General features: G+C 55.8%; 20 protein-coding genes. 5 read left to right on the top strand and 15 right to left on the bottom strand.

Annotated features, from left to right (window positions below):
* Positions 1-46: 46 nt before the first annotated feature.
* The 9 genes from LAO21_15465 to LAO21_15425 all read right to left on the bottom strand — a co-directional run bounded on the left by LAO21_15465 (position 47) and on the right by LAO21_15425 (position 8,241).
* On the bottom strand, positions 47-862 hold the full coding sequence (locus LAO21_15465; protein MBZ5554114.1) for a prepilin-type N-terminal cleavage/methylation domain-containing protein: 816 nt from the start codon (positions 860-862) through the stop codon (positions 47-49).
* A 20-nt stretch (positions 863-882) separates the two neighbouring features.
* Positions 883-1,338 carry a prepilin-type N-terminal cleavage/methylation domain-containing protein gene (locus LAO21_15460; protein ID MBZ5554113.1) on the bottom strand — a complete coding sequence of 152 codons (456 nt, stop codon included), beginning with the start codon at positions 1,336-1,338 and terminating at the stop codon, positions 883-885.
* 177 nt (positions 1,339-1,515) lie between these two features.
* Positions 1,516-2,034: a GspH/FimT family pseudopilin gene (locus LAO21_15455; GenBank protein MBZ5554112.1), complete on the bottom strand. Its 519-nt coding sequence runs from the start codon at positions 2,032-2,034 to the stop codon at positions 1,516-1,518.
* Between the two features lie 252 nt (positions 2,035-2,286).
* The gene (gene gspG, locus LAO21_15450; GenBank protein ID MBZ5554111.1) at positions 2,287-2,721 is read right to left on the bottom strand and encodes a type II secretion system major pseudopilin GspG; all 435 of its coding nucleotides are present in this window, start codon (positions 2,719-2,721) and stop codon (positions 2,287-2,289) included.
* Positions 2,722-2,803: 82 nt separating this feature from the next.
* The gene (locus LAO21_15445) at positions 2,804-4,018 is read right to left on the bottom strand and encodes a type II secretion system F family protein (protein ID MBZ5554110.1); all 1,215 of its coding nucleotides are present in this window, start codon (positions 4,016-4,018) and stop codon (positions 2,804-2,806) included.
* A gap of 351 nt (positions 4,019-4,369) precedes the next feature.
* Positions 4,370-6,070, bottom strand: coding sequence for a type II secretion system ATPase GspE (gene gspE, locus LAO21_15440; GenBank protein MBZ5554109.1), 1,701 nt, complete (start codon positions 6,068-6,070; stop codon positions 4,370-4,372).
* A gap of 174 nt (positions 6,071-6,244) precedes the next feature.
* The gene (locus tag LAO21_15435; GenBank protein ID MBZ5554108.1) at positions 6,245-6,808 is read right to left on the bottom strand and encodes a hypothetical protein; all 564 of its coding nucleotides are present in this window, start codon (positions 6,806-6,808) and stop codon (positions 6,245-6,247) included.
* A 60-nt stretch (positions 6,809-6,868) separates the two neighbouring features.
* On the bottom strand, positions 6,869-7,546 hold the full coding sequence (locus LAO21_15430) for a zf-HC2 domain-containing protein (GenBank protein MBZ5554107.1): 678 nt from the start codon (positions 7,544-7,546) through the stop codon (positions 6,869-6,871).
* Between the two features lie 77 nt (positions 7,547-7,623).
* Positions 7,624-8,241: a sigma-70 family RNA polymerase sigma factor gene (locus tag LAO21_15425; protein ID MBZ5554106.1), complete on the bottom strand. Its 618-nt coding sequence runs from the start codon at positions 8,239-8,241 to the stop codon at positions 7,624-7,626.
* A gap of 335 nt (positions 8,242-8,576) precedes the next feature.
* Between LAO21_15425 and LAO21_15420 the strand changes: the two genes are divergently transcribed.
* The 5 genes from LAO21_15420 to rfaE1 all read left to right on the top strand — a co-directional run bounded on the left by LAO21_15420 (position 8,577) and on the right by rfaE1 (position 14,970).
* Positions 8,577-10,649 carry a hypothetical protein gene (locus LAO21_15420; GenBank protein ID MBZ5554105.1) on the top strand — a complete coding sequence of 691 codons (2,073 nt, stop codon included), beginning with the start codon at positions 8,577-8,579 and terminating at the stop codon, positions 10,647-10,649.
* Between the two features lie 34 nt (positions 10,650-10,683).
* Complete coding sequence (locus LAO21_15415; GenBank protein MBZ5554104.1) at positions 10,684-12,288, top strand: glycosyltransferase family 39 protein; 1,605 nt, start codon at positions 10,684-10,686, stop codon at positions 12,286-12,288.
* A gap of 188 nt (positions 12,289-12,476) precedes the next feature.
* Positions 12,477-12,650: a Trm112 family protein gene (locus LAO21_15410; protein MBZ5554103.1), complete on the top strand. Its 174-nt coding sequence runs from the start codon at positions 12,477-12,479 to the stop codon at positions 12,648-12,650.
* Positions 12,637-13,773 carry a glycosyltransferase family 9 protein gene (locus tag LAO21_15405; protein ID MBZ5554102.1) on the top strand — a complete coding sequence of 379 codons (1,137 nt, stop codon included), beginning with the start codon at positions 12,637-12,639 and terminating at the stop codon, positions 13,771-13,773. The genes LAO21_15410 and LAO21_15405 overlap by 14 nt, the downstream gene beginning before the upstream one ends.
* 213 nt (positions 13,774-13,986) lie before the next feature.
* Positions 13,987-14,970, top strand: coding sequence for a D-glycero-beta-D-manno-heptose-7-phosphate kinase (rfaE1, locus tag LAO21_15400; GenBank protein MBZ5554101.1), 984 nt, complete (start codon positions 13,987-13,989; stop codon positions 14,968-14,970).
* A gap of 47 nt (positions 14,971-15,017) precedes the next feature.
* Here rfaE1 and LAO21_15395 read toward each other — a convergent pair whose 3' ends face one another.
* The 6 genes from LAO21_15395 to LAO21_15370 form a co-directional block, all read right to left on the bottom strand.
* Positions 15,018-15,800 carry a hypothetical protein gene (locus tag LAO21_15395; protein ID MBZ5554100.1) on the bottom strand — a complete coding sequence of 261 codons (783 nt, stop codon included), beginning with the start codon at positions 15,798-15,800 and terminating at the stop codon, positions 15,018-15,020.
* Positions 15,797-16,297, bottom strand: coding sequence for a shikimate kinase (locus tag LAO21_15390; protein ID MBZ5554099.1), 501 nt, complete (start codon positions 16,295-16,297; stop codon positions 15,797-15,799). Before LAO21_15390 ends, LAO21_15395 begins: the two co-directional genes overlap by 4 nt.
* A 106-nt stretch (positions 16,298-16,403) precedes the next feature.
* Complete coding sequence (locus tag LAO21_15385; protein MBZ5554098.1) at positions 16,404-17,279, bottom strand: DUF4097 domain-containing protein; 876 nt, start codon at positions 17,277-17,279, stop codon at positions 16,404-16,406.
* Positions 17,280-17,289: 10 nt separating this feature from the next.
* Positions 17,290-17,967, bottom strand: a complete 678-nt coding sequence (locus LAO21_15380; protein MBZ5554097.1) for a zf-HC2 domain-containing protein — start codon at positions 17,965-17,967, stop codon at positions 17,290-17,292.
* A 127-nt stretch (positions 17,968-18,094) separates the two neighbouring features.
* On the bottom strand, positions 18,095-18,697 hold the full coding sequence (locus LAO21_15375) for an RNA polymerase sigma factor (GenBank protein ID MBZ5554096.1): 603 nt from the start codon (positions 18,695-18,697) through the stop codon (positions 18,095-18,097).
* Between the two features lie 210 nt (positions 18,698-18,907).
* Positions 18,908-21,145, bottom strand: a complete 2,238-nt coding sequence (locus tag LAO21_15370; protein ID MBZ5554095.1) for a hypothetical protein — start codon at positions 21,143-21,145, stop codon at positions 18,908-18,910.
* Between the last annotated feature and the right edge of the window lie 8 nt (positions 21,146-21,153).

Below are 21,153 nucleotides of genomic sequence, written 5' to 3'. Positions count from 1 at the left end.
CCGAGCGGTCCAACTGACAACTGAGAACCGACAACTGATAACTCTTCTAATCACTCTTTCCCACACTGATGGGCACGAGCAATTCGATTGAATCGCGATTGTAGGGGCTTCGACCCTCAGGCCCGCTCGGGGTCGCGGTGAACTGAACCTTGATGAACACCGCATCCGGCAACCGCCGGCGTTTGGACCCATCCCACCGATCAAAGGCAACGATCTTCCGGGTTTCAGGGTCCCCCGAACCCTGCGATGAGACCTGCTCTTCACCCCAGTATTGAAAGGTAATGTCCCCGATCCCATCGAGAAGCTTTAAGGAGCTTGCGCCCGGGGTCCCCGTCTTTGTAGCCAGATCCAGGAAATCCTCCCGCCTGAAAATGGGGGCGGCCGTCATCCAGAGCTGAAGGGCTGACGACGAGGTGACGGGTTGCGACCCAACCAATCCTATCCGGCCGCTTGAATCTCCCTCCAAACTGAGGGTGTAATGAACCACCTGCATGCTTCCCTCCGGCCGTGATACCAGAGGATAATTCGTAACGAACACAAGCTCTTTAGTCCCTCCCAGGAATGCAGGGGCGTCCTGGGCTTCCTGCACTTTGGGCTTGTTAAGTCCTGAGAAGACATTCAGCGCTCCCACGGGAAAAAGCGGATTTGCCGAGCCGATCTGCTTTTGCATCAATTCGGCTGCCACTGAAAGCCGCTGGGACCGGTCGAGGAAGTCCTCCCCCCGACGCCACGAGCTAATCCCCATGCGGAACGATGCAATCACAGCTGTCGACAGGAGCGCCGTGAGGGTCACTGCCACCATCACCTCCAGCAGGGAGAAACCGGAGGTCGGATTACGCAATTCTGGCTCGACGCGCCTCATGCTGTTCAAGACGCAAAAAGTCAGGATTTAGACGATCCCTTACGGACATTTTTTATGGATTGAAGCTGGACCTTCTTCTCCGACCCGCGGGAGTTCCAAGTCACTTCTACGCGGAGGATCATTTTTTCCATGGGAAGATTTTTGGAGGAATCCAGGGCCTCGCCTGGCAAACGAAAGGCTTGGACGGAGGTCTGCCAGGTCATGCCGTCGTCGAATCGCCCCTCATTCCGGGAGGCCTGCGCCTCGAGGGTGTTGACCCAGAGATCATTCATCACCCGGGTGGCCTGCTGCATGGCCGTAACATACTCATCGGCCCGGCCCTCGCTCCGCAACCCGTTTGAAAAGATCTCCATCATCGAGACGAACACCAGGGCGACGATCGCCGTGGCCACGATCACCTCGAGCAGAGAGAAGCCCGACTGGGAGGAAGGCGAGTTCACTTTGCGGTGGCGGCTTAATACTCTGGATTTATTCATCGATACCATGCATTTACTGGTCAATGCAAAGAATCCCACAAACTCAATCGGATATCTCTTACATCTGACTTCTGATTTCTGACTTCCGGCTTCTGATCTCTGGCTTCCGGCTTCAGACTTTCCGTACCTGTCAGCACCTAAGCCCCCGGCAGTCATCCCTGCCATAGTCAGGCTCATTCAATCAGCAATCCTGGCATCTCCGGTCAGCAAGTCGACCACGATCCTGACACTGCGTCCCCCCTCATCGCGAAGGGTGATGGAACCCGGCTCGGCAGCACCGTTGGGGAAAAAATAGAGTTCGCTGGCGTCGGCAGGACTATTCTCAGACAACACTTGGACTTGAAATATTCGGATCCCGGAAGGGAGGTCAAGCTCTTTCACTACCTGTTGAGCTGAATCGGTGACACGAAACTGGTTCTGTTCAAGGTCCGCAGCGAGACGATAGGGCTGCCGGTGCGTGACGGCGTCATACCTGGCAAGCCGGCAGAGGGCCACGGTCTCGCGCGCCATGCCTCTCAATCGCAGGTTCGAGAGGGCATTGCCGAAGGAGGGGTACACCAGGGCGCCCAGGATTGCAATCAACGTGATTACAACCAGCAACTCAAGGAGGGTAATCCCCTGTTGTGATCGAGGTCGAAAGGCTCCCTGCGCTCTCAACCTGCCGGCACGCAATACATGACCTCTGACTCCTGACATCTGTCCTCTGATTTCGTAATCTCTGTTTCGCCCCTTCAGGGCTGACGGAAAACGCTCATAATACGTACAAATTGGGCGCACAGCTGTGCGCCCCTACAGATTCCATCCGGCTTCACACCCCTGAGATCGGTGCGCCCCACATAGATAACTTGGCCCTTGTCATCCTCATCCATCCCGCCAATAAATGCGCTTCACACTGAGAACTGACAACTGGGAACTGACAACTGCTACTGGGAACTGGCAACTGCTTCCTCACTTCCAACTCACCACGTCTGCATCTTCGCCGTCGCCGCCTTCGCGGCCGTCCCGTCCATAGCTGAGGATGTCATAATCCCCGTGTTGTCCCGGCATCCTATAGGCGTAAGCATTGCCCCAGGGGTCCATCGGGATTTCCTTCTGCAGATACGGCCCTTTCCACTTGGATTCATCCAGGGAGGGAGGCCGTACGCGCAGCGACTGAATGCCCTCCTCCTGGGTGGGCAATCGACCGACGTCGAGGCGAAACTGTTCGATGGCATTTTCAAAGGTCTCAATCTGGGCCTTGGCGGTTGTTGCCTTCGCCGTGGCGACGTTTCTCCACAGTCGGGTGCCCACCAGCGTTGCAAACAGCGCGATGATCACCATGACCACCAGCAACTCCAGCAACGTGATGCCGGCTTCCCCATTCCGATTTCGCGGGCGCTGCATGTTCTCTCCTTGTTGTCTGCCACAGCCAGGCAGGTGGTCGAGACGCGCCCCCGGGTCCTCTCTATGGGTCGGGGGTCGTCCCTTAGAACTTCACCTCATTGATCGAGAGGATGGCCGTCAGGATGGAGAGCACAATCATCCCGACGATCAGACCCATGACGAGGATAATGGACGGTTCCAGAAGCGCCAACAGGTTTTTCATGGTGGAGCGAACTTCGCCATCATAAATGTCGGCAATCTGAAGCATCATGGCGTCCAGCTTCCCGGTTTCTTCCCCCACCTCGAGCAGGTGGACCATCAGCGGCGGGAACATGCGCGCCTGAAGGATGGGCTTGGCCACCCCCTCTCCCTTCTTGATGCCGGAAGCCACTCCCTCGAGTTTGGAGGCGATGGCGCGGTTGCCGATGATTTCGGTGACAACGTTCAGAGATTGCATCATGGGAACTGCGCTGTGCAGAAGGGTCCCCATCGTACGCGTGAACCGCGCCACCTCAACCTTCAACAAAAGGTCCCCCAGCACCGGCCACCGCAGAATCCACTGATCCCAGCCCATGCGGCCCGACGGGGTCGCCAGAATCCGACGCCACAGGAAGACAAGCGCCGCCACCCCCAGCAGAATGAGCCATCCAAAATGGGTGACTCCATAGCTCACATCCATGAGGATCACGGTGGGCAGGGGCAAGGCCCGGCCCATGTCGGAAAAAATCTGCGTGAACTTGGGGATCACAAAGGTCATCAAGATGACGATCGAGGTGATTCCCACGACCGTCAGCAGGGCCGGATAGATCATGGCATTGACCAGGGTGGTGCGCAGGGCTTCGCTCGCCCCTAAGAATTCCGCCAGCCGTTCACACACTTCATTCAAGAACCCGCCCACCTCGCCGGCGCGAACCATGTTTACGAAGAGTTTCGAAAACACCTTGGGATGCTCTGCCAGGGCCTCGGAAAAGGATTTTCCGCCCTTGATGTCCTTGAGCAGTTGTTGGGTCACTGACTTCAATGTCGGATTTTCGCTCAGCTCGACAAGGAGACTCAGACTGCGGTCCAGCGGCGAGCCGGATTTCAACAGGGTGGCCAGCTCCTGCGTGAACAGGAGCAAGTCCTTGTTGCGGACGCGACGGGATCGCCCGAAGGGCAGGGAGATCGAGACGGGCTTCCCCTGGGCCGCGGTCCCAATCTGGATCGGAAGATAGCCCATCTGCTGGAGCCGGAAGCTCACGGCCTTTTCGCTCTCGGCCTCGAGCGAACCCTCCATCAGCTTGCCGTCAAAGGTGGTGGCTTTGTAGAAGAATTCCATGTTATTAAGAAGCAAACTCCAAATTCCAAAGTCCAAAATCCAAATAAAATCCAAGTTCCAAAACTCAAATTCCAAGTAAAAACCAAAATGCAAACAAAAGCTCTCTTCCCTGCGCCTAGCATCTATCTAATTCTGCATGTGAACTCTATGTTCCATTTCAATTTTCAAACTAGGGAAATCCAAAACCAGGGTTCCTCAATCAGAGACCCATTTTTGCGGATTGAGAAAGAAGAATGAATCATTCCCGAGGGTCTATTTTGTAAATGGAACTCATTCTTACCTGGAATTTGGTTCTTGGAATTTGGATTTTATTTGGATTTTGGACTTTGGAATTTGGAGTTTCGGCCTCCGCTAAATTTCCTTCGTCACCCTCAAGACTTCATCCAGCGTTGTTATTCCCTGCAGGGTCTTCTGCCATCCATCTTCGCGCAGCGTAATCATGCCCAGTTCCCGCGCTTTGGCGGCAATGACGTTGGCGTCCTCTTTGGTGACGATCAGCCGCCGCAGGGCATCATCGACAAGCATTAACTCAAAGATGCCGACGCGCCCCTCGTAACCGGTATAGCCACATGTCTCGCAACCTTCCCCGCGATAGAGAGTCACCTCCCCGGAACGGGTCCCGTCGAACCCGTGTCCATGGAGGATCTTCGCGTCGATGGGATAAGGCTTCTTGCATCCCCGGCAAATCACGCGCACCAGCCGCTGGGCCAGCACGGCGAGGAGCGAGGACGCCAGCAGGTAATCTTCGACGCCCATATCGAGAAGCCGGGTGATGGAGGAGGGCGCATCGTTGGTATGCAGCGTGGAGAAAACAAGGTGTCCGGTGAGCGACGAGCGGATGGCGATTTCGGCGGTCTCCAGGTCGCGGATCTCCCCAATCATGATGACATCGGGGTCCTGGCGGACAATGGAACGCAGGCCGCTGGCGAAGGTCAACCCGATCTGAGGGTTCACCTGGATCTGGTTCACTCCATCCATCTGGTATTCCACGGGGTCTTCAATGGTGATGATCTTCTTGTCGGGCTGATTGATCCGGAGCAGGGCGGAATACAGCGTGGTCGTCTTCCCACTGCCCGTCGGTCCGGTCACCAGAAAGATACCGTGAGGGCGGGACGTGATCTGCTCCACCAGCTGAAGCTCCCGCTCGGGAAATCCAAGCGCTCTCAGATTGATCTTGGAGGAATCGGACTTGTCAAGGATGCGCATAACCACCGACTCGCCGTACATGGTCGGGAGAGTGGAAACGCGCAAATCAATCTCTTTGCCCAGCACCCGGAGCTTGATGCGTCCGTCCTGGGGCAGACGGCGTTCGGCGATGTTCAGCCGGGCCATCAGCTTGACGCGGGAAATGATGGCGGCCTTCAGCGCCTTGGGCGGAGTTTCCACATTGTAAAGAATGCCGTCGATGCGATAGCGCACCTTCACGTCTTTTTCAAAAGGCTCGATGTGGATGTCGCTGGCCCGCTGTTCCACGGCGCGGGAGATCAGCAGGTTCACGAACCGGATGACCGGGACTTCGGAGGCCATGTCTTTGAGATGTTCAATGCTTTCCTGTTCCTCCGTTATTCCGCCCGGCTCGCCTTCCATGTTCTCGATCAGCCTTCCCATGGCGTTGGTGCCGGCCCCGTAAAGCTTTTCGATGGAGTCCAGGATTTCGGCCTCCGGGGCCAGGACCGGCTTTACCCGCAAGCCGGTGAAGAGCTGAATGGATTCGATCGTGGCATGGTCCAGCGGATCCGCCATAGCGACGGTCAGCTCGTTCTCGTGATGCAGGATCGGGAGGCAATGAGTCTGTCTCATGAAGCGAGGCGAAAAATTCTCAAGATCCAGCGGCACCTCGGGGACCTGATGCGCGACCAGCAGGGGCAGATCCAGTTGCTCCCGGAGAGCCTCCAGCACATCCCTTTCGGAAACCAAACCCAGTTCGACCAGCAGCCGTCCAATTTTATCGCCCCGCTCCGCCTGGAGCTGCAAGGCCCGGTTGAGATCCTCATCCGTGATGTGGTGTTGTTCCTTCAGAATCTCACCGATGAGTTTTGTCTTGGAATTCATATCGACCATTCGGAAGTCGTTCTCTAAACGCGACGCCGCGCTCCGAGGCCCCGGTGAGGGCTCGGAGCGCAGCGTCTTGAATTCCCTTCGAGGAATTCGCCCAGGAGAAAAACCATTTACCGCCCAGACGCAAAGGCCCAGTGTCATCCGCGTCTCTGCGGTGAACATGGATCTTTAGTATTGCGACACTTCCATCTTTTTCTTCAAATCCTCGTAATTCAGCCGCCCGGCTTTGTATTCGAGGAGGTTCTTTTTTGCTGTGCGGACCGTAACAGTTTTCAATTCCAGGGGTCGCGAAAGGAAACCGGAATTGAAGAGCTGGGCCACGACCGCGATCTGTTCCTCCGGGCCGATCGAGGTCATGGAATCGCCGTGTTCAGCCAGGGTCTTTTCCATCAATTCCTTCAACTTCGGTAAGCGTTCGTTGAAAGCCTTCTTTTCCTCTTCGGGCGTGGATCGCGCCTGGGAAAACAGGTTCGGCCGCTTCACCGTTGCAATGTCGATCTCAAATGAAAAAACGGTTCCAAAGCCATCCAGATAGGCTCCCTTCGGCTTTTCCAGCACTGCAAAAGGATCCGGAAAACCCTGTTGAAGCACGGTCGAGAGGATCCCCTCGAACACTTCAATGTTTTGCTTGATTGCGGTGAGGTCCTGGCCCGGCTTACTCACCAGCGCGGAGGTACCGAGCAGGATGACCAACAGGGTCGTGCAGATCCCAATCCAAAGGTGTCTTTTCATATGAATTATCCTGACTCGACCCGCCTTGCGCTCAAAATCACCCGATCGACTTGAGAAGCGTCAGTTCCTGGTGTTGGTGGCGATCCGCTGGGCCGCATATTGGACGATTGCGTTATTGCGCTGCATTTCTTTCCACACGACGGTCTTGACCTGATCGAAAGCCCCGCCAATCTTCTGGAGATCGGCCTCGCGCTGGGACTGCAACTGCTGGGAGAGGTGGTCCAGCATGGCCGCATATTGCTGCCGTTCCTGGGCGCTCAAGGAGGCGTATTTTGCCGTGATGATGTCTTCAATCTCCGACGTGTTCGCGGAGGCGTTGAGGGCGGGGGTGGGGGTGGTCGTCGCCAATGGAGCGCTGCCACGCGGCTGACCGAACGACAGCGCAAACTGTCCATGCTCAAAACGGAAATCGGCACGAGCCAGGGACAGTGTGGCCACGAGAACCAGCAGGGCGGCCGCCGCGGCCATGGAGGCATTCACCCACTTCGGGGCTGTCAACAACCAATTCCAGAAACGCGACGTGGATGGGGAAACCGCAGGGGTAAACACCAGGGAGGTTGGAACCTCCTCATCGCGCCATCCCCTTCTTAACACATTCCCGAGCGCAACGAGGCGGTTGAGTTGGGCGTTGCAGGCCGTACACTCGGCGGCGTGTTGCTCCAGCGCAGGGCGCGAATCATCAGACAACTCACCCAGTCCCAAATCCATGAATTCTTTCTTAAAATCCTGGCAATTCATATTGCACCCCTCCAAACAATCATAATTAAGAAGCGGCGACGTGCTGTGCTGCTTTCTCTAAACCGCGCCCCAAATCCTCATGCAATCCAATCCTTCAAGGTTTCCTGCAAATTTTCCATGGCGGCATACAGCCTCGACTTCACGGTACTGACCGGGCAATCAACCACTTCCGCGATTTCCTCAAACTTCATGCCGTAATAAATCTTCAGGATGATTGCCGCCCGCTGGTCCGGGCCCAGTTGAGCGATGGCCCGTCGGACGCCGCGGGCCCGTTCCCGCTCGAACATGAGGGCATCGGAGCCGGCAGGATTCCTGGTTCCCTCCGGAGGGAGGGCGTCGAGCAGGTTGAGACCGTCCCCCACCTCCTCGTCCAGGGAGATCGTCTGCCCTTCGCGCGACCCGCGTTTCGCGCTGTAAAACAGGTTCAGGGCGATCTTGAACAGCCATCGGGAAAATTTGTCGGGATCCTGGAGCTGATGCAACTGATTGTAGGCTTTGAGGAACGCGTCCTGAGCCAAGTCGAGCGCATCTTCCCGGTGCCCGGTCAACCGCAACGCAAAGTTGTAAAGTGCCTTCTCCCACTTTTTCACCAGCCCATTGAAGGCCGCGATGTCGCCCTTTCTTGCTTGTCGAACCAGCTTGGCGTCCGAGGCACGCTCAATGGCCATTCCATCCTTCACTTTCGAAGACGACATTGGGAGTAAAAAAGTCTAAACCTTTCTAAAATTCTAGAAAACACTCACCGCCGAGAGGCCAAGGGAGCCGGAAGAAATCGAAACTTCGTCCTCGATAATGAACCCCGAACCACTATCTAACGGGACGCTGAAAGGGAATCCTGAATTTCGCGCGCGTAGGGCGGCGCAATCTCCGAATTAGTTTCTAAAAACCCGCTCGTTTCAGCGATCTCCGCACCTCCGCGGTGAGTCCCCTTATCTCTCACTATGATTGACGACATGAATTTGCGGGTGCTATGCTACGCCGCCTTTTTATTTTGACCGGATCTCTCTAAAACCACCACATACAAGGGTTCATGCGCGCACGGCTGTTTGTCCTCGCAATCCTTTTATACCTCCTTGCCACCTCCATTTTTCTCTACCCCCTGCCTTTTCATCTCGGCGACCGCATTTTCGAGAATGGCGATTCCTACCTGAATGTCTGGATTCTCAGTTGGGAGACGCATGCGCTGGCGACAAAGCCTTCCCAGTTCTTCAACGGAAACATTTTCTTTCCCGAGGCCAATGCGCTGGCGCTTTCTGAGTTGATGCTCCCTGACCTGGTGATCTTTGCCCCCATCCTCGCTATCACGCACAACCCGCTCATCGCGTACAATTCTACGCTAATTCTGACTTTTCCTCTGTCGGCAATTTGCATGCTGGCCCTGGTGTACTATCTCACACACCATTTTCCGGCCGCCTGGTTAGCCGGGTTCATCTTCGGATTCACGCCCATTCGTCTCAGCCACCTCCACCATGTGCAGTTGCTCAGCTTGATGTGGTTGCCGCTCATTCTCCTCTTCTTCGATCGGTGGCTTCACAAGACTCAGTGGCGGGATGCGATGGCCACGGCGCTTTTTTTTGTGCTGCAGTATTTGACCACGGTGTATGTGGCGCTTTACCTCATCCCGCTGCTCGGAATCTATTTTGTTGTCTATTTCCTTCTCGCAGGGAAATGGAGAGGAAAGGTGGTTCTTCAAGCCCTGGTCGCCATGGTTTTTTCCATGCTGCTGCTCGCGCCTTTCCTTCGGCATTATTACGACCTCCACCAAGAGTGGAATTTCCTTCCTCCTGAATCACTGAAGGTCTATTTCTCATCGGATTTATGGAGCAACCTGTTCGCCGTCTTTCCATCGAATGTGATTTACGGGAAGCTGCTTCATTCTCTGAGTTCCCCTCCGTATGAACGCTTTTATTTCACAGGATTTGTGACAATCCTACTGGTGGTTCTGGCTTGGGGATCGCGCCGGGATCACCATGTCAGGATATTCTTTGCGATAGCGGTGGCAGGCTACTTGGTAGCACTGGGACCCTTCCTCCAGGTTTCCGGACACGTCACCAAAGTCCCCCTTCCCTACAAATGGTTTGTCAACCCACTTCCCGGATTCTCGATGCTCCGCGTGCCGGCCCGTGCCGGGTTGATCTTGCTCGCTTCGATTTCGGTCCTGGCTGCCTACGGCTGGATCCACCTTTATGAATGGCTGAAACTCAAGTGCGGGTCGCATGGCAGAAGGATCAGTGAGACCCCTCTCTGCCTGGCGACAGCCGTGTTGCTCGGCCTGGAATTCTTGTCAATTCCGCTCCCCTTGCTCTCAGAGGTTTCGGGGACCAAAATTCCGTCCGCTTATCAGTTTTTGAAAACTTACGGCGAACCGGGAGGAATTCTGGAGATTCCAGTCGTCTTCCATGAGGACGGAGGCGAGCCCACAGTCCGCTCCTATACTTATTATGCGGCGTATCATCTGAAGCCTGTTGTCATTGGCTACAGCGGTTATTTTCCGCCTCCTTTCTATGATCTGGTGGCGACGGCCCGTCGTCTTCCTGCCGAAGATGCCTTGGATACCTTTGAGGTTGTCGGGGTGAGGACGATTGTTTTGCACTCCCAAAAAATGTCTTTGCCGGAAAACCAGGTATGGCAAGCATTCTTGAACTCAAGCACCCGTCTCAAGCGGGTCAAAGAATTTCCCGACGGAGATGAAGTGGTGGCGATTCAGCCCCACCTCAGGATTTCTCAGAATCTGGGTGACGCGCAGTGGGACCTCGTCGTGCACGTCACTCCCTCGGGGAGCAAATCACAAATCGAAGCTTTCCTTCAGACCGACGGGCTTCGTTCCCAATCCATTGATTACCTGGTAAATCCTCAGCTCCCTCATCTTCCGGATCGTCCTGATGCCCGTGTCGGCATGACTCCTGTGGCAGTAGAGTGGCTGGATTCGGAACAACGCGTCGTTTACCGCCAGAGCTTGAAATTACGACTGCCTTATGTGTTGAACCGCGTGTCGTTGCCCATCCTGCTGGAAACACCGGGGCAACCAGGGCGCTACTCGCTTCGGTTGACCCTGCTGGAGTCGCCGTCCTTGGGCATTTCAGTCAACGTCTCCATCCCATGACGAGGGTGCCGCCCAAAAAGATCGGAAAGACGATTTGAAGCCGACTCGAATCTATTCATTGCTGGCCCTCCTTTACATCGCGATCGTCGTGCTGGATTGCGTTTGGTTCGCCCTCGATGATCGTCCGCCGATATGGGACATGGCGGTTCATCTGACCACCGCTCTGGATTTTTGGGAGACCTTTAAGCACGCCTCATTCTCCTGGACCACCCTCAAATCGATCCTCCTGCTGGGGAAGTATTATCCCACCCTGTTTCCGGCCCTGATGGGGATCTTCTTCTGGGTATTTCATCCTTCTATTCACGTCGGGCCGGCGGCAAACTTTATACCGCTGGCTGTCTTGATGGCGGCAACCTACGGGGTGGGACGGAAGCTGTTCTCTCAACAGGTGGGGTTACTCGCGGCTTTTCTGGTCGCCACGTACCCGGTCATGGCGTGGCTGGCCCGGGAGGCGCTTCTTGATCTTTCGCTGGTGGCTGCTGTGGCTGTTGCCGCCTGGGCCTACCTTTCCACTGAGAATTTCTCCTCGGGCCAGCGCTCCCTGCTTTACGGGGTGACCTTCGCCCTCGGCTTTCTCACCAAACACGGGTTCATTTTCTATGCACTACCGCTGGCCCTGTTCGCACTTTATGAGATGGCTACCCGCGACGAGGCGCCCCTGCGGCGGCGCTCTGTGCGCTTCAGGAATTTTCTGATGGCCCATCTTGTGGGGATCGCAGGCGCCGCACTCTGGTATGCCCCACACTGGTCAGATGTTCGAGAGTATTTCCTCATCAATCGCCAGTTGCATTACGTCTTGCAGCAACCGGAGTTTATGACGGCCCCTTCGCTGCTCTACACCCTGGACGCCCTGACGCGGGTTCACATGCTGTTCGTCCCCTTTCTGTTCCTTCTCCTGGGTGTTTTCATTTCACTCAGGCGGTTCCCGCGCCGCGCGCTGATTTTGTACTTGGGAGGGTTCGGCAGTCTGGCTATAATGACGTTTACGCTGGTGCATCGGGAAGTCCGAATGTCGGTGGCGAGCCTGCCTTACCTGGCGATTTTAACTGCGGCGGGGCTGTTCGAGATAAGGTCGGCGGTCTGGCGCCGCGCGCTGACAGCAGTGCTCGTGGTCAGTGCCAGCATCGAATTCGGCCTCATCACCTTCGGGATCAAGGCGTGGCCGGACTCGGTCAGGATTTATGACTCACCGACCGTCCAAGTGAATCTATACGCGCAAAGCTATGAACATCTCGTCGGGCCGCCACGCCGGGAGGAGTGGAAAATCCTGCCGATTTTGAAGCGTACGAAAGAAGATGCAAGCCAGCAGGGAATCGGAGACCCGCAACTCGGGATCGTGCCCGATTTGCCACGATTCAATCATTTTGATTTCATCCTTTATTCGAGACTCGAGGCGACCCCGATCCAGATCGAACGGATTGCGCAATTTTCTCAACTGGACCCGCCTGCGAAAGTGAATTATCTGCTGATCAAGTCCGGTTCCCAGGGCGAGCCGGGAACAACACGCGGAAACGCCGAGATCAATCGAGATGTGGAAAGCGATCCTCTTCGCTTCCAAAAGGTAGCGACTTTTGATTTGCCGGATGGCTCACAGACAAGCTTGTATCGGCAGAAAAATTCTTCTGCAACTTCACGATAGAATAGTGAATCACGGCAGTCATAGAAGTGCAAACCGAACCGCAAAGGACGCCAAGAAGGCGCAAAGGGCGCCAGGACCTAGAACAGGCCATTCAAACCCTCTCGTAACTCTGCGGTCTTGGCGCCCTTTGCGGTTAATTGTTAACAAGTTACGAGCCCAAAAAAATAACAACAGGGCCAGGAGACTGCATGGTTATCAATGAAGATTTGCTTGAGATTCTAGTCTGCCCTCTCTGCAAAACCCCCGTCAAGCTGGTGCATGAGGGGACGGGACTCAAGTGTGAAACGTGTCATCGGGTCTATCCGATTCGCGACGACATCCCGGTCATGCTGATTGACGAGGCCAAAATTGAAGAGGCCTGAGAATTTATTCCGCTCTCTCGGCTTCGCGCCCAAGATGCTGCTGATTCGGCTCCGTTCCCTGGGGGACGTTGTCCTCATGACTCCCTTGTTGGAGTCCATTTATGAAGCGCGTCCCGATATCATGCTGGATGTGGTGGTGGAGCATCCTTTCAGCGAGGTGCTCTACGAAAATCCTTATATCCACCGGTTGCTTGAACTCCGATCGGCAAGGCCGGCCGCCCAAACCCAAACAAAGGCGCCGGCGACCTCCGAAACGTCCCCGCCGGCCCTGTTATCGAGGCCCCGGCTGCTCTGGCGGGTCCACCAGGCCCATTATGATGTCGTCTGGAATCTGCATGGCGGGAACACCTCGGCCTGGATCACCGCATTGAGCGGGGCCCGTTGCCGCGTTGGATGTACCGAATTCCGCCATCAGATTGCTTATAACATTCTTATCCCTCCATCGGGCGACCTGCTGGGCCGCAAGATGCACCATACCGTCGAGCGAACTCTTGCCTGGTTCGACTGGTTGCGCGGTGAATCTCGCACGGATTTCTCCGGGGCGCCGGCCTTGACGGTCCTGGCCAGCGAAGCGGCGCAGGCATCGGCCGAGGAAAAGCTGCGAGCGGTCGGGATCGATCCCCATGCCCGATACGCTGTCGTCCAGCCCACCGCCGTGTTTGCGACCAAGGAATGGATGGGTGACCGCTTTGCTGCCGTCGCCGATTTCCTGACTACCAAGGGTTACCAGGTCGTGCTCACCGGAGCCCCCGGAGAAAGGGCAAAACTGGAGGGCGTGAAATCAATGGTCCGGGTACCGGTGGGGTTGCTCTCGAACCTCTCCGTTCAGGAGCTGATTGCCGCCATCCAAGGCGCGGGTTTGTACCTGGGTAATGACAGCGGCCCGGCTCACATCGCCGCCGCGGTCGGAAAACCCACAGTGATACTCTTTGGTTCCTCCAACTCCGTGGCCTGGTCGCCCTGGAAAACGCGCAGCGAGGTGGTTCAAAATCCCTTTGACTGCAACCCCTGCGCCGGGTATTCCTGCTGGAAGTTCGGAGAGCCGGAGTGCATCAAGTCGATCACAGTAGAACAGGTCAAAGAAGCGATAAAACGGATCCTTCATGAGGGCTCAAGAAATTGATAGCCCCTGTTTAAACCTGTGCGGGACGACTCGCACCAACGCATCCGGCGGCCGATTCAATTTATTAGGAGGCCAGGAATACGGGAAGTTAAGAACCGTCGATCTGAAAAAACATGATTCTATAGGAAGAATCGTATCAAGGTCCGACCTCCGGGATTCCTGGATTCCTAATCCAATATGGTTTTGATTCCGTCTCGATCGAAGTGAGTGTATATGCTGAAAAGGTCCACGATTGAACGTATTCTCCGGCGTTTCAGCGGGCGGCGTATCGCGGTCTGGGGCGATTTGATGCTGGACGAGTTTTTGCGTGGCCGCGTCTCCCGTATCTCCCCGGAAGCGCCGGTGCCCATCGTTGAGGTCACCGAGCACACCTTTCATTTGGGCGGGGCCGGAAACGTGACTGCGAACATTTCCTCCCTGGGCGGCGCGGCCTTCCCATTCGGCGTAGTGGGGAAAGACGAGGCCGGACAGAAACTTCGCCGGGAGTTTCGAAGGATGCAAATCGATTCCAGGGGAGTGTTGACTGACCCAAACCGCCCGACCACACTCAAGACACGGGTCATCGCCGAGCATCAACAGGTGGTTCGAGCCGATCGTGAACGGAAGGAAGCAGTCGACGACAGGATCCAATCCCGGCTGTTGCGTCTCTGGGCGACCGGCGCCGGACGTTACGATGCCATCATTGTCTCCGATTATGAGAAGGGGCTCATCGCCCGCGGAGTGCTCGAAACCCTCATTTCCCAGGCAAGCCGTAAGAAGATTCCCCTGTGCCTCGATCCCAAGGTCTCGCACGCTCCCTTTTACCGGGGGGCGACGTTGATCACTCCAAACCATCACGAGGCGGAGCGACTGAGCGGGGTGACCATTCATGACGACCGGGCGGCCGAACGGGCGGGGAAAAGGCTTTTGCAGCAGTTCGAAGCCCAGGCCCTTCTGATTACCCGTGGAGAGCATGGGATGACGTTGTGTGAAGCCAATGGAAGGGTAACTCACATTCCGGCCCGGGCGCGCGAGGTATTCGACGTGACCGGCGCCGGCGACACGGTGATCTCGACCCTCGCCCTGGCACTCGCGGCCGGGGCTTCCATGGTTGAGGCGGCGTTCCTCGCCAACGCCGCCGCCAGCATTGTGGTAGGGAAATTGGGAACTGCGACGGTTTCACTGGAGGAATTGAGAAGGGCGGCTTTGTTACCCTGAGGCATCGACGCTCCCCGATCCGCCGCGACCACACGGAGAGGAGCGTTTCATCCTTTTTGGAGGACCACCACGACCTTAGAGGACGGGACTTCCATTTTAACCAGGCGGTGCTGGTTGCCTTCCACATACAAGTCCAGCTTCAGATCATTGGTATCCACGAGCAAATGTTGCACTGCCATGCTCTTCCCCCCGACATCAACGTTCTCATCGCCTTTGTAAATGATGTGAAGCACCCCTCCGATAGATTCCTGGGGGATGAAGGCGGGAAATTCCTGCAAGCCGCCTTTCTCGTAGTCATACCGCTCGGCCAGTAAGGCATAATGGTGAAAGATATTGTCGTCCAGAAGCGCGACACCCGGAGCCAGTTGGTAGTCGCGCTTTTCGGTCCCTACACTGGTGCTGAAGTCGGCTGTTGCCTTGCCGTCTTGAAATGTCATTTTGATGGAAGAGGTATTTCCCTCAAATTTCTGCACCATGCTATAGCGAATCGGATCAAAGTTCGGCTTCAAGTTCAATTCCGTGTCGATGTAATACTGCACCGGCTTTTCATCGCGTGTAATGGTGAGGTGGATTTTTCCCCGGGCGACAAATTCATTCCCCGCGGGCTCCACACCAAATTCTTCCGTTCCCTTCAGCTGATCTTCAACGTAAATATTGAAGGCTCCCTTCTGAATCCCCGTGAGCTGGGGGTCTGACGGGGCCTTGCGGGGGGCGGGCCCCTTTCCTTCTTTGGAAGGCGCCGGGGGTTGACCGTAGGCGGCACAAATCATCAGACAAAAAATGAGCGGAACACTGAAGCCATGGATGACCCGGCGTACACATCGATTCATATTTTCTCCAGAAGGTTGACAATCTTTCGCGCCACGTCTTCCGGGGGCGCATCGGAGACTTCCACCCGATAGTCGGCACAGCGATAAAAAGGGAGACGGGCATAAAACAGGTCCGTGAGTTTGACGGGATCCCGCAAAAACAGGGGGCGATGCTGAAAGGCCTCACACCGGGCTCTCAGAAGCTCGAGAGGGCAATCCAGAAAAAAAGACACCCCCTGATTTCTGACAAATTCAATGTTCCGCGGGAAAGTAAACGTCCCCCCTCCCAGCGCCACCACCTTGGGCGTGGTCAAATCCAGCATCGTCAGGACCCGATTTTCAATCTCGCGAAAATACGGTTCCCCCCGCTCCTCAAATATTCTGGAGATTTCCATCTTTTCCCGGGTTTCGATCTGCTCGTCGAGATCCACAAAACCGCAGGTACGGAGCGTGGCCAGCGCACGACCCACCGTGGTCTTTCCACAACCCATAAATCCTACTAAAAAGAGGTTCTTCATGAATAGCCAAGGGGCCCATGATGTCCACGGACGAGTGACCGCTCGCGGCATTTTCCTGCCGGGCATCGCGTCCATGCTCTCGGTGGAGGAAATGGTCTGTCAATATCTACTTTTTTCGGATTCTGATTTTACCAGAGAAGGAGGAAAGATGCACGGAAGCAGCGCCGTCGTTATAGATGCCGAGCAGCGACTGTCTCATGACGGTAGGGTTGAAGTTTGTATGGGGCTTCGACTTCAAGGGAATCTCACTTTGCACGCTGCCCTTGACGCTGCGCGCGTCCAATTCAAAAGAGGAATCGGCGGGTGTGGCGATATCGATGAATCCGCTGTAATTGGAGAGGGTATATCGTCCGTTGTCGTAAAAATTGCCTTCAAACGAGATATTGCCTGACGTGGTGGAGCCGTCCACGGACTGGCTGGAGAGGTCGGTGAATTGGAGATCGCCGCTGATGGAGTTCGCCTCGATGCGGCCGGAACTGCGGGCAACGCTCATGTTGCCGCTGACGGAGCGCAGAATCATCGACCCATGGATGTCGTTGAGCTCGATCGAGGAATTCAACGCGTCAATGCTCACTCCTCCATTGACCCCATCCACCTTGACCCGCCCCCCCACGTTGTGAATTTCGAGTGAGGTTTTCTCCGGCACCTCGAGAACATAGTCTACCGTTCGCTCCTGCGGTTTCATGTTCTTGTCGAACAGGTGGGTATCGAACCGCAGCCGATTCCCCATCGCCTCGGTGTCGACTTCGACACTGGAGGAGCGCTTGGTGGCGACCACATGGACTTCATTTCGAGGGGTCCCGCGGACGGTAACGAGGCCGTTGTCGTTGGTGACGATCACCGTGGGAGTTGCCCCGACCGGAAAGCGCTTTTCAAACCGGTCATTCCCGGCGGCCGAAAGGGGGGAGACATCCCCAATGCAAAACACCAAAGCACAGCTGAAGGCCGCTAACAACACAGGCCGCACAACTTCAGATTTCATTTTCAGAGAGTTAAAAAACATCAGAGTGTACGATGGATGCGAGCAAGTCGACCTTTTTGCGATAAGCCTCTAACAAATAACGTTGAGCCAGGGCGTTCGAGGGATCATTTTTTACGGTTTCACGGCACTTGTCAATGTAATAGTCGATGGTCGCCAGGTTGTCCTCCAAAACTGACTTCAGCGAAGGATCCATCTGGGCCATCCTTGTCTCGGTGATCCTTTGAAGCGAATCGATGGCTTCGAGATAGTGCTGTTCAGCGGCTCGCACTTCATTGGCGGCCTGGATTTCCGCAGTCGAATCGCGGGATGGACCCTGGGGGGGGATCTGGATCCCCCGATAGGTCATGATACTGGCCACCATAACAAGAACCGCCAGGAACGCCGTGGCCATGGCAATCTTTGGCCCCTCCAGCAAGCGAATCCACTCCATCCGGAACCAAGGGGCCCCCGAGGGTGAGCGCATCAGACCCTCAGATTCACACTGGGCTCGCAGTTTCATCCACAGACGGTCGCTCGGCTCGAAGGGGGGGAGTTGTTGTGCCTCCACCACGATCGTTTTAAGGTCATTGAAAACCCCCGCACACCGGGAACAGCCCCCCCGGTGCCGCTCCGCCTCGATAACCTCGGCAGGGGACATATCTCCATCAATTTGGGCTGAAATCAACAGCTGGAATTCCTGACAATCCATTTCCTTTCCCTTCCCCCTAACCCTTTCTTGCACTCATTTCCTTCGATGCATAATCCGGCGCAAGTGATGCCGACCTTTTTTACAAAATTTTGCATTCCAAACAGATAGCGCCCCTCGTCCCCGAAATTCACTCCTGCGGTAATGGCTGTGGATTGCCCACCACCAGGTCCCTCAACCGCATTCGGGCCTTATGGAGCTGGGATTTCGAGTTGCCGATCGAACAACCCAGCATTTTGGCGATCTCGTTGTGCTCGTATCCTTCGATGTCATGGAGGATAAAAATGGTCCGATATCCAGCGGGGAGGCGGGAAATGGCACGCTCCAGGTTGACCCGATCGATGGAACCTGTCAACCGCAGGTCCACGTCCTCCAACTCGCGAGGGGGGCCAGTCTCCTCCGCCCCCTCGACTGTTTCATCGATCGAGACTTGATCGGGCGCCTTCTTCCTAAGATGCATCAAAACCACGTTCACCGTAAGCCGGTGTAACCAGGTGGAGAAAGCGGACTCGCCCCGGAAAGTCTGGATCTTGCGATACAGCTGCATGAAGGCCTCTTGCGCCAGGTCTTCGGCCTCCGCCGTGGAGCCAGTCATTCGCAGGCAAAGAGAATAAACCCGCTTTTTGTGCAGATGGTAGAGGGTTTCAAACGCAGCCCCATCGCCCTTTTGGGCACGTTTGATGGCTTCCCGTTCCGAAGCCTCAGGTGCAGGAGATGGGTTCTGTTTTTGCAAGCGTGATTTCTTCCCCCCCGCGCGGGATTAACGTGGCCACGAGGGTAAAAGGATCCGGCCGGTATTAAAGAAGTTCCCGCGGCACGGGCAGCATCCTCACAAACATTTTGCAGGGTGCTCTCTAGGATTCTATCCTGAAAAAAAGTCTTTCCTGATCAGAACCACACGCCGGGTTGAGGTTCTCTGCCATTATACACCACAGTCACCTCATTACTTCTTTGTTATGTTTACTATAGCCTTCTGCAACCCGGAACTTCCACTGGCATTGTAAACCCGCAGAGTGACCACATGCTCACCCACTGAAAGGGTGTCCACCCGGATCGTGAACTCCTCGAACTTGGAATCGACTATTCCATCGTCCGATTCGATCATTTGCCATTTCCCTCCATCCAGTGAGAATTCGGCACGGCGCAAATTGGATCCCACATCCGTGGCGCGAAAATGGACGGTGGCCTTGTCGCCTTCAGCCGACTTCTCTGTAATCTCCACGTTGGGTGGCGTGTTGTCGATCTGAAAAACGTCGCTCTCCATCTCGGCAGTGAGGGCGCTTTGGAGAGGGTTGGAAGGAGCATCGCTCGCCACGACACGAATGCGGTACTTTCCATCCGGCAAAGTTTCCGGATCCAAGGTATAAGAGGTTTCCCTCATTTCCTTTTTTAGCAGCTTCCAGTTGGATTCATGGGTCCCACGAATATAGACGGCGTATTCCAACGTATCGTGGTTCTTGTCCTCGGCCTGCCAGTTGATGGTGACCCTGTTTCGAGAAGGACCCGGGGTCGGGTAGGCCGTTACCGTGACGCTGGGCTGGGAGTCGCCAGATACGCCTTTCGACTCCCCTTCTGAACCTCCGATCGTACCGGTCGATTCCCCGCCAGAACGCCGGGAAGGATTCAATCCCTGTGGTGTGACGGTCAACGCAGTGATCTCCGGTCGGACGTTTTGAGGCAAATAAGCCACCGTCACCGAATCGACCCATGGAGAGACCTTGGGATTTCCCTTCAGCTCAGCCTTCCACTGGATGAACCGCGCCGAAGGGCTGGTGATTTGTTCGCCTTCCGAACGAGCATACGCTGTGGACCAATCACTCCAGGTTGAATCGGGCCGGTCGGAATTTCCGGACCGGGTAAAAAACTGGATCGAGGATCCCGAGGGCGCTTCGCCCTGCCAGGAAATCACCCCCCATTTGGAGACGAACTGCGTATCCTTCACCGGGGATTCAACGACGCCCTGCAAAGGGGAATTCGATCCAAATTCATACAGCTTCCCGGAATTGCTGGTTGCGACGAGGACATCCTGTCCCCGCAGCCCCAGCTGCGTGGCTTGCGCCTCGTTGGCCTCCGCAAGGAGCGTGTATTTGCGGTCCAGAGAAAGCTCATAGAGCCGTCCCTTCGTGTCGGTGGAAAATAGAATATGGTCCTTCCGGTAAAGCAAATCGAAAACGCTCTCCTCGGGCGAACTCCAGAGAGTCTCCACCGTGAGGTCGGGCGCAATGCGATAGATCGCGCTCCGCAGGCCGCCGCTCAGCCCTGCCGTAAATACGGGCGATGCGAACTGAGGCTCCAAATGCGCCTCAGTCGCCCCCTGGCCGGGTGAGTCGGTTACTGTCACGGTGATACCGCCCGCGGGAGAGGCCTCTTGCGGAATGGCAGGCTGCGGGGCGCCCGCGGTCCCCAAACGGCGAGGGACCTTTTCGTTGAGACACCCGATATAGATGGAGCCGTCAGCAGCCAATTCAATGGAGTGGATTTCCTGAAGCGGGGAGTCGTAGAGGACGAATCCCTTTCCCGCCGGTGAAATTCGGAAGAGGATGCCCTCGGGGAATGTGCCGGCCAACAGCTGATTTTTCCCTTCCATTTTCAGCACCATGACATGGGTCTGTTTGGTTTCGTAGAAGAGGCTGCCTTTCCCGGCGGGATCAACCTTGTAGACCTTTCCCTGGTCCCCCGTGCCCACGAAGAGGTTTCCTTGCGAGTCGATCGCCAGCGCCCAAATGTACTTGGAATGCGGATTAAAGAATTCGCTGGCATTGCCTTCATGAGTTACCTTGTATACCTTTCCGTCGGGAGAGGTTCCCACATAGAGATTGTTTTCCGGATCAACTGCCAGTGCAAAGACATCAAGTTCTTTGGCCGTGTAAAATAACTTTCCGTCGTTCTTGGAATCTACTCTGAAAACCTTCCCGCCGTGTCCTGTCCCCAGGTAAAGATTTCCACGCGCGTCGTTGACCATCGACCAGACCAGCACCTGGTCGGTCGAGAAGATCGGCTTCAGTTCGGGCGACAGGGTAACGCGCCCCTCGTGCGCGATGGAACAACCGACCACCTTGCCTTGCTGAAAATCACGAAAGGTTGATTGCTCCCAAAACTGGGGCCCCACAGAAAACACCGGGCTGGAGCACGCCAGGATCAATATCAGGATCAGGAAATCTGTTGCGAGCACTTTTCGCATGGGTTCTC

This window comes from Terriglobia bacterium, from assembly GCA_020073085.1.
In the GTDB taxonomy this organism is placed as follows: Bacteria; Acidobacteriota; Terriglobia; order JAIQFV01; family JAIQFV01; genus JAIQFV01.
Note: the sequence above shows the minus strand (reverse complement) of the source record. Positions and strands in the feature narration are given on the sequence as shown.

Coding starts and splice junctions, on each gene's coding strand:
- LAO21_15410 (MBZ5554103.1), top strand. CDS start 12,477: ATGGTTATCAATGAAGATTTGCTTGAGATTCTAGTCTGCCCTCTCTGC.
- LAO21_15445 (MBZ5554110.1), bottom strand. CDS start 4,018: ATGGAATTCTTCTACAAAGCCACCACCTTTGACGGCAAGCTGATGGAG.
- LAO21_15460 (MBZ5554113.1), bottom strand. CDS start 1,338: ATGAATAAATCCAGAGTATTAAGCCGCCACCGCAAAGTGAACTCGCCT.
- LAO21_15385 (MBZ5554098.1), bottom strand. CDS start 17,279: ATGAAATCTGAAGTTGTGCGGCCTGTGTTGTTAGCGGCCTTCAGCTGT.
- LAO21_15435 (MBZ5554108.1), bottom strand. CDS start 6,808: ATGAAAAGACACCTTTGGATTGGGATCTGCACGACCCTGTTGGTCATC.
- LAO21_15425 (MBZ5554106.1), bottom strand. CDS start 8,241: ATGTCGTCTTCGAAAGTGAAGGATGGAATGGCCATTGAGCGTGCCTCG.
- LAO21_15390 (MBZ5554099.1), bottom strand. CDS start 16,297: ATGAAGAACCTCTTTTTAGTAGGATTTATGGGTTGTGGAAAGACCACG.
- LAO21_15420 (MBZ5554105.1), top strand. CDS start 8,577: ATGCGCGCACGGCTGTTTGTCCTCGCAATCCTTTTATACCTCCTTGCC.
- LAO21_15465 (MBZ5554114.1), bottom strand. CDS start 862: ATGAGGCGCGTCGAGCCAGAATTGCGTAATCCGACCTCCGGTTTCTCC.
- gspG (MBZ5554111.1), bottom strand. CDS start 2,721: ATGCAGCGCCCGCGAAATCGGAATGGGGAAGCCGGCATCACGTTGCTG.
- LAO21_15380 (MBZ5554097.1), bottom strand. CDS start 17,967: ATGGATTGTCAGGAATTCCAGCTGTTGATTTCAGCCCAAATTGATGGA.
- rfaE1 (MBZ5554101.1), top strand. CDS start 13,987: ATGCTGAAAAGGTCCACGATTGAACGTATTCTCCGGCGTTTCAGCGGG.
- LAO21_15395 (MBZ5554100.1), bottom strand. CDS start 15,800: ATGAATCGATGTGTACGCCGGGTCATCCATGGCTTCAGTGTTCCGCTC.
- LAO21_15370 (MBZ5554095.1), bottom strand. CDS start 21,145: ATGCGAAAAGTGCTCGCAACAGATTTCCTGATCCTGATATTGATCCTG.
- LAO21_15455 (MBZ5554112.1), bottom strand. CDS start 2,034: ATGTCAGGAGTCAGAGGTCATGTATTGCGTGCCGGCAGGTTGAGAGCG.
- LAO21_15430 (MBZ5554107.1), bottom strand. CDS start 7,546: ATGAATTGCCAGGATTTTAAGAAAGAATTCATGGATTTGGGACTGGGT.
- gspE (MBZ5554109.1), bottom strand. CDS start 6,070: ATGAATTCCAAGACAAAACTCATCGGTGAGATTCTGAAGGAACAACAC.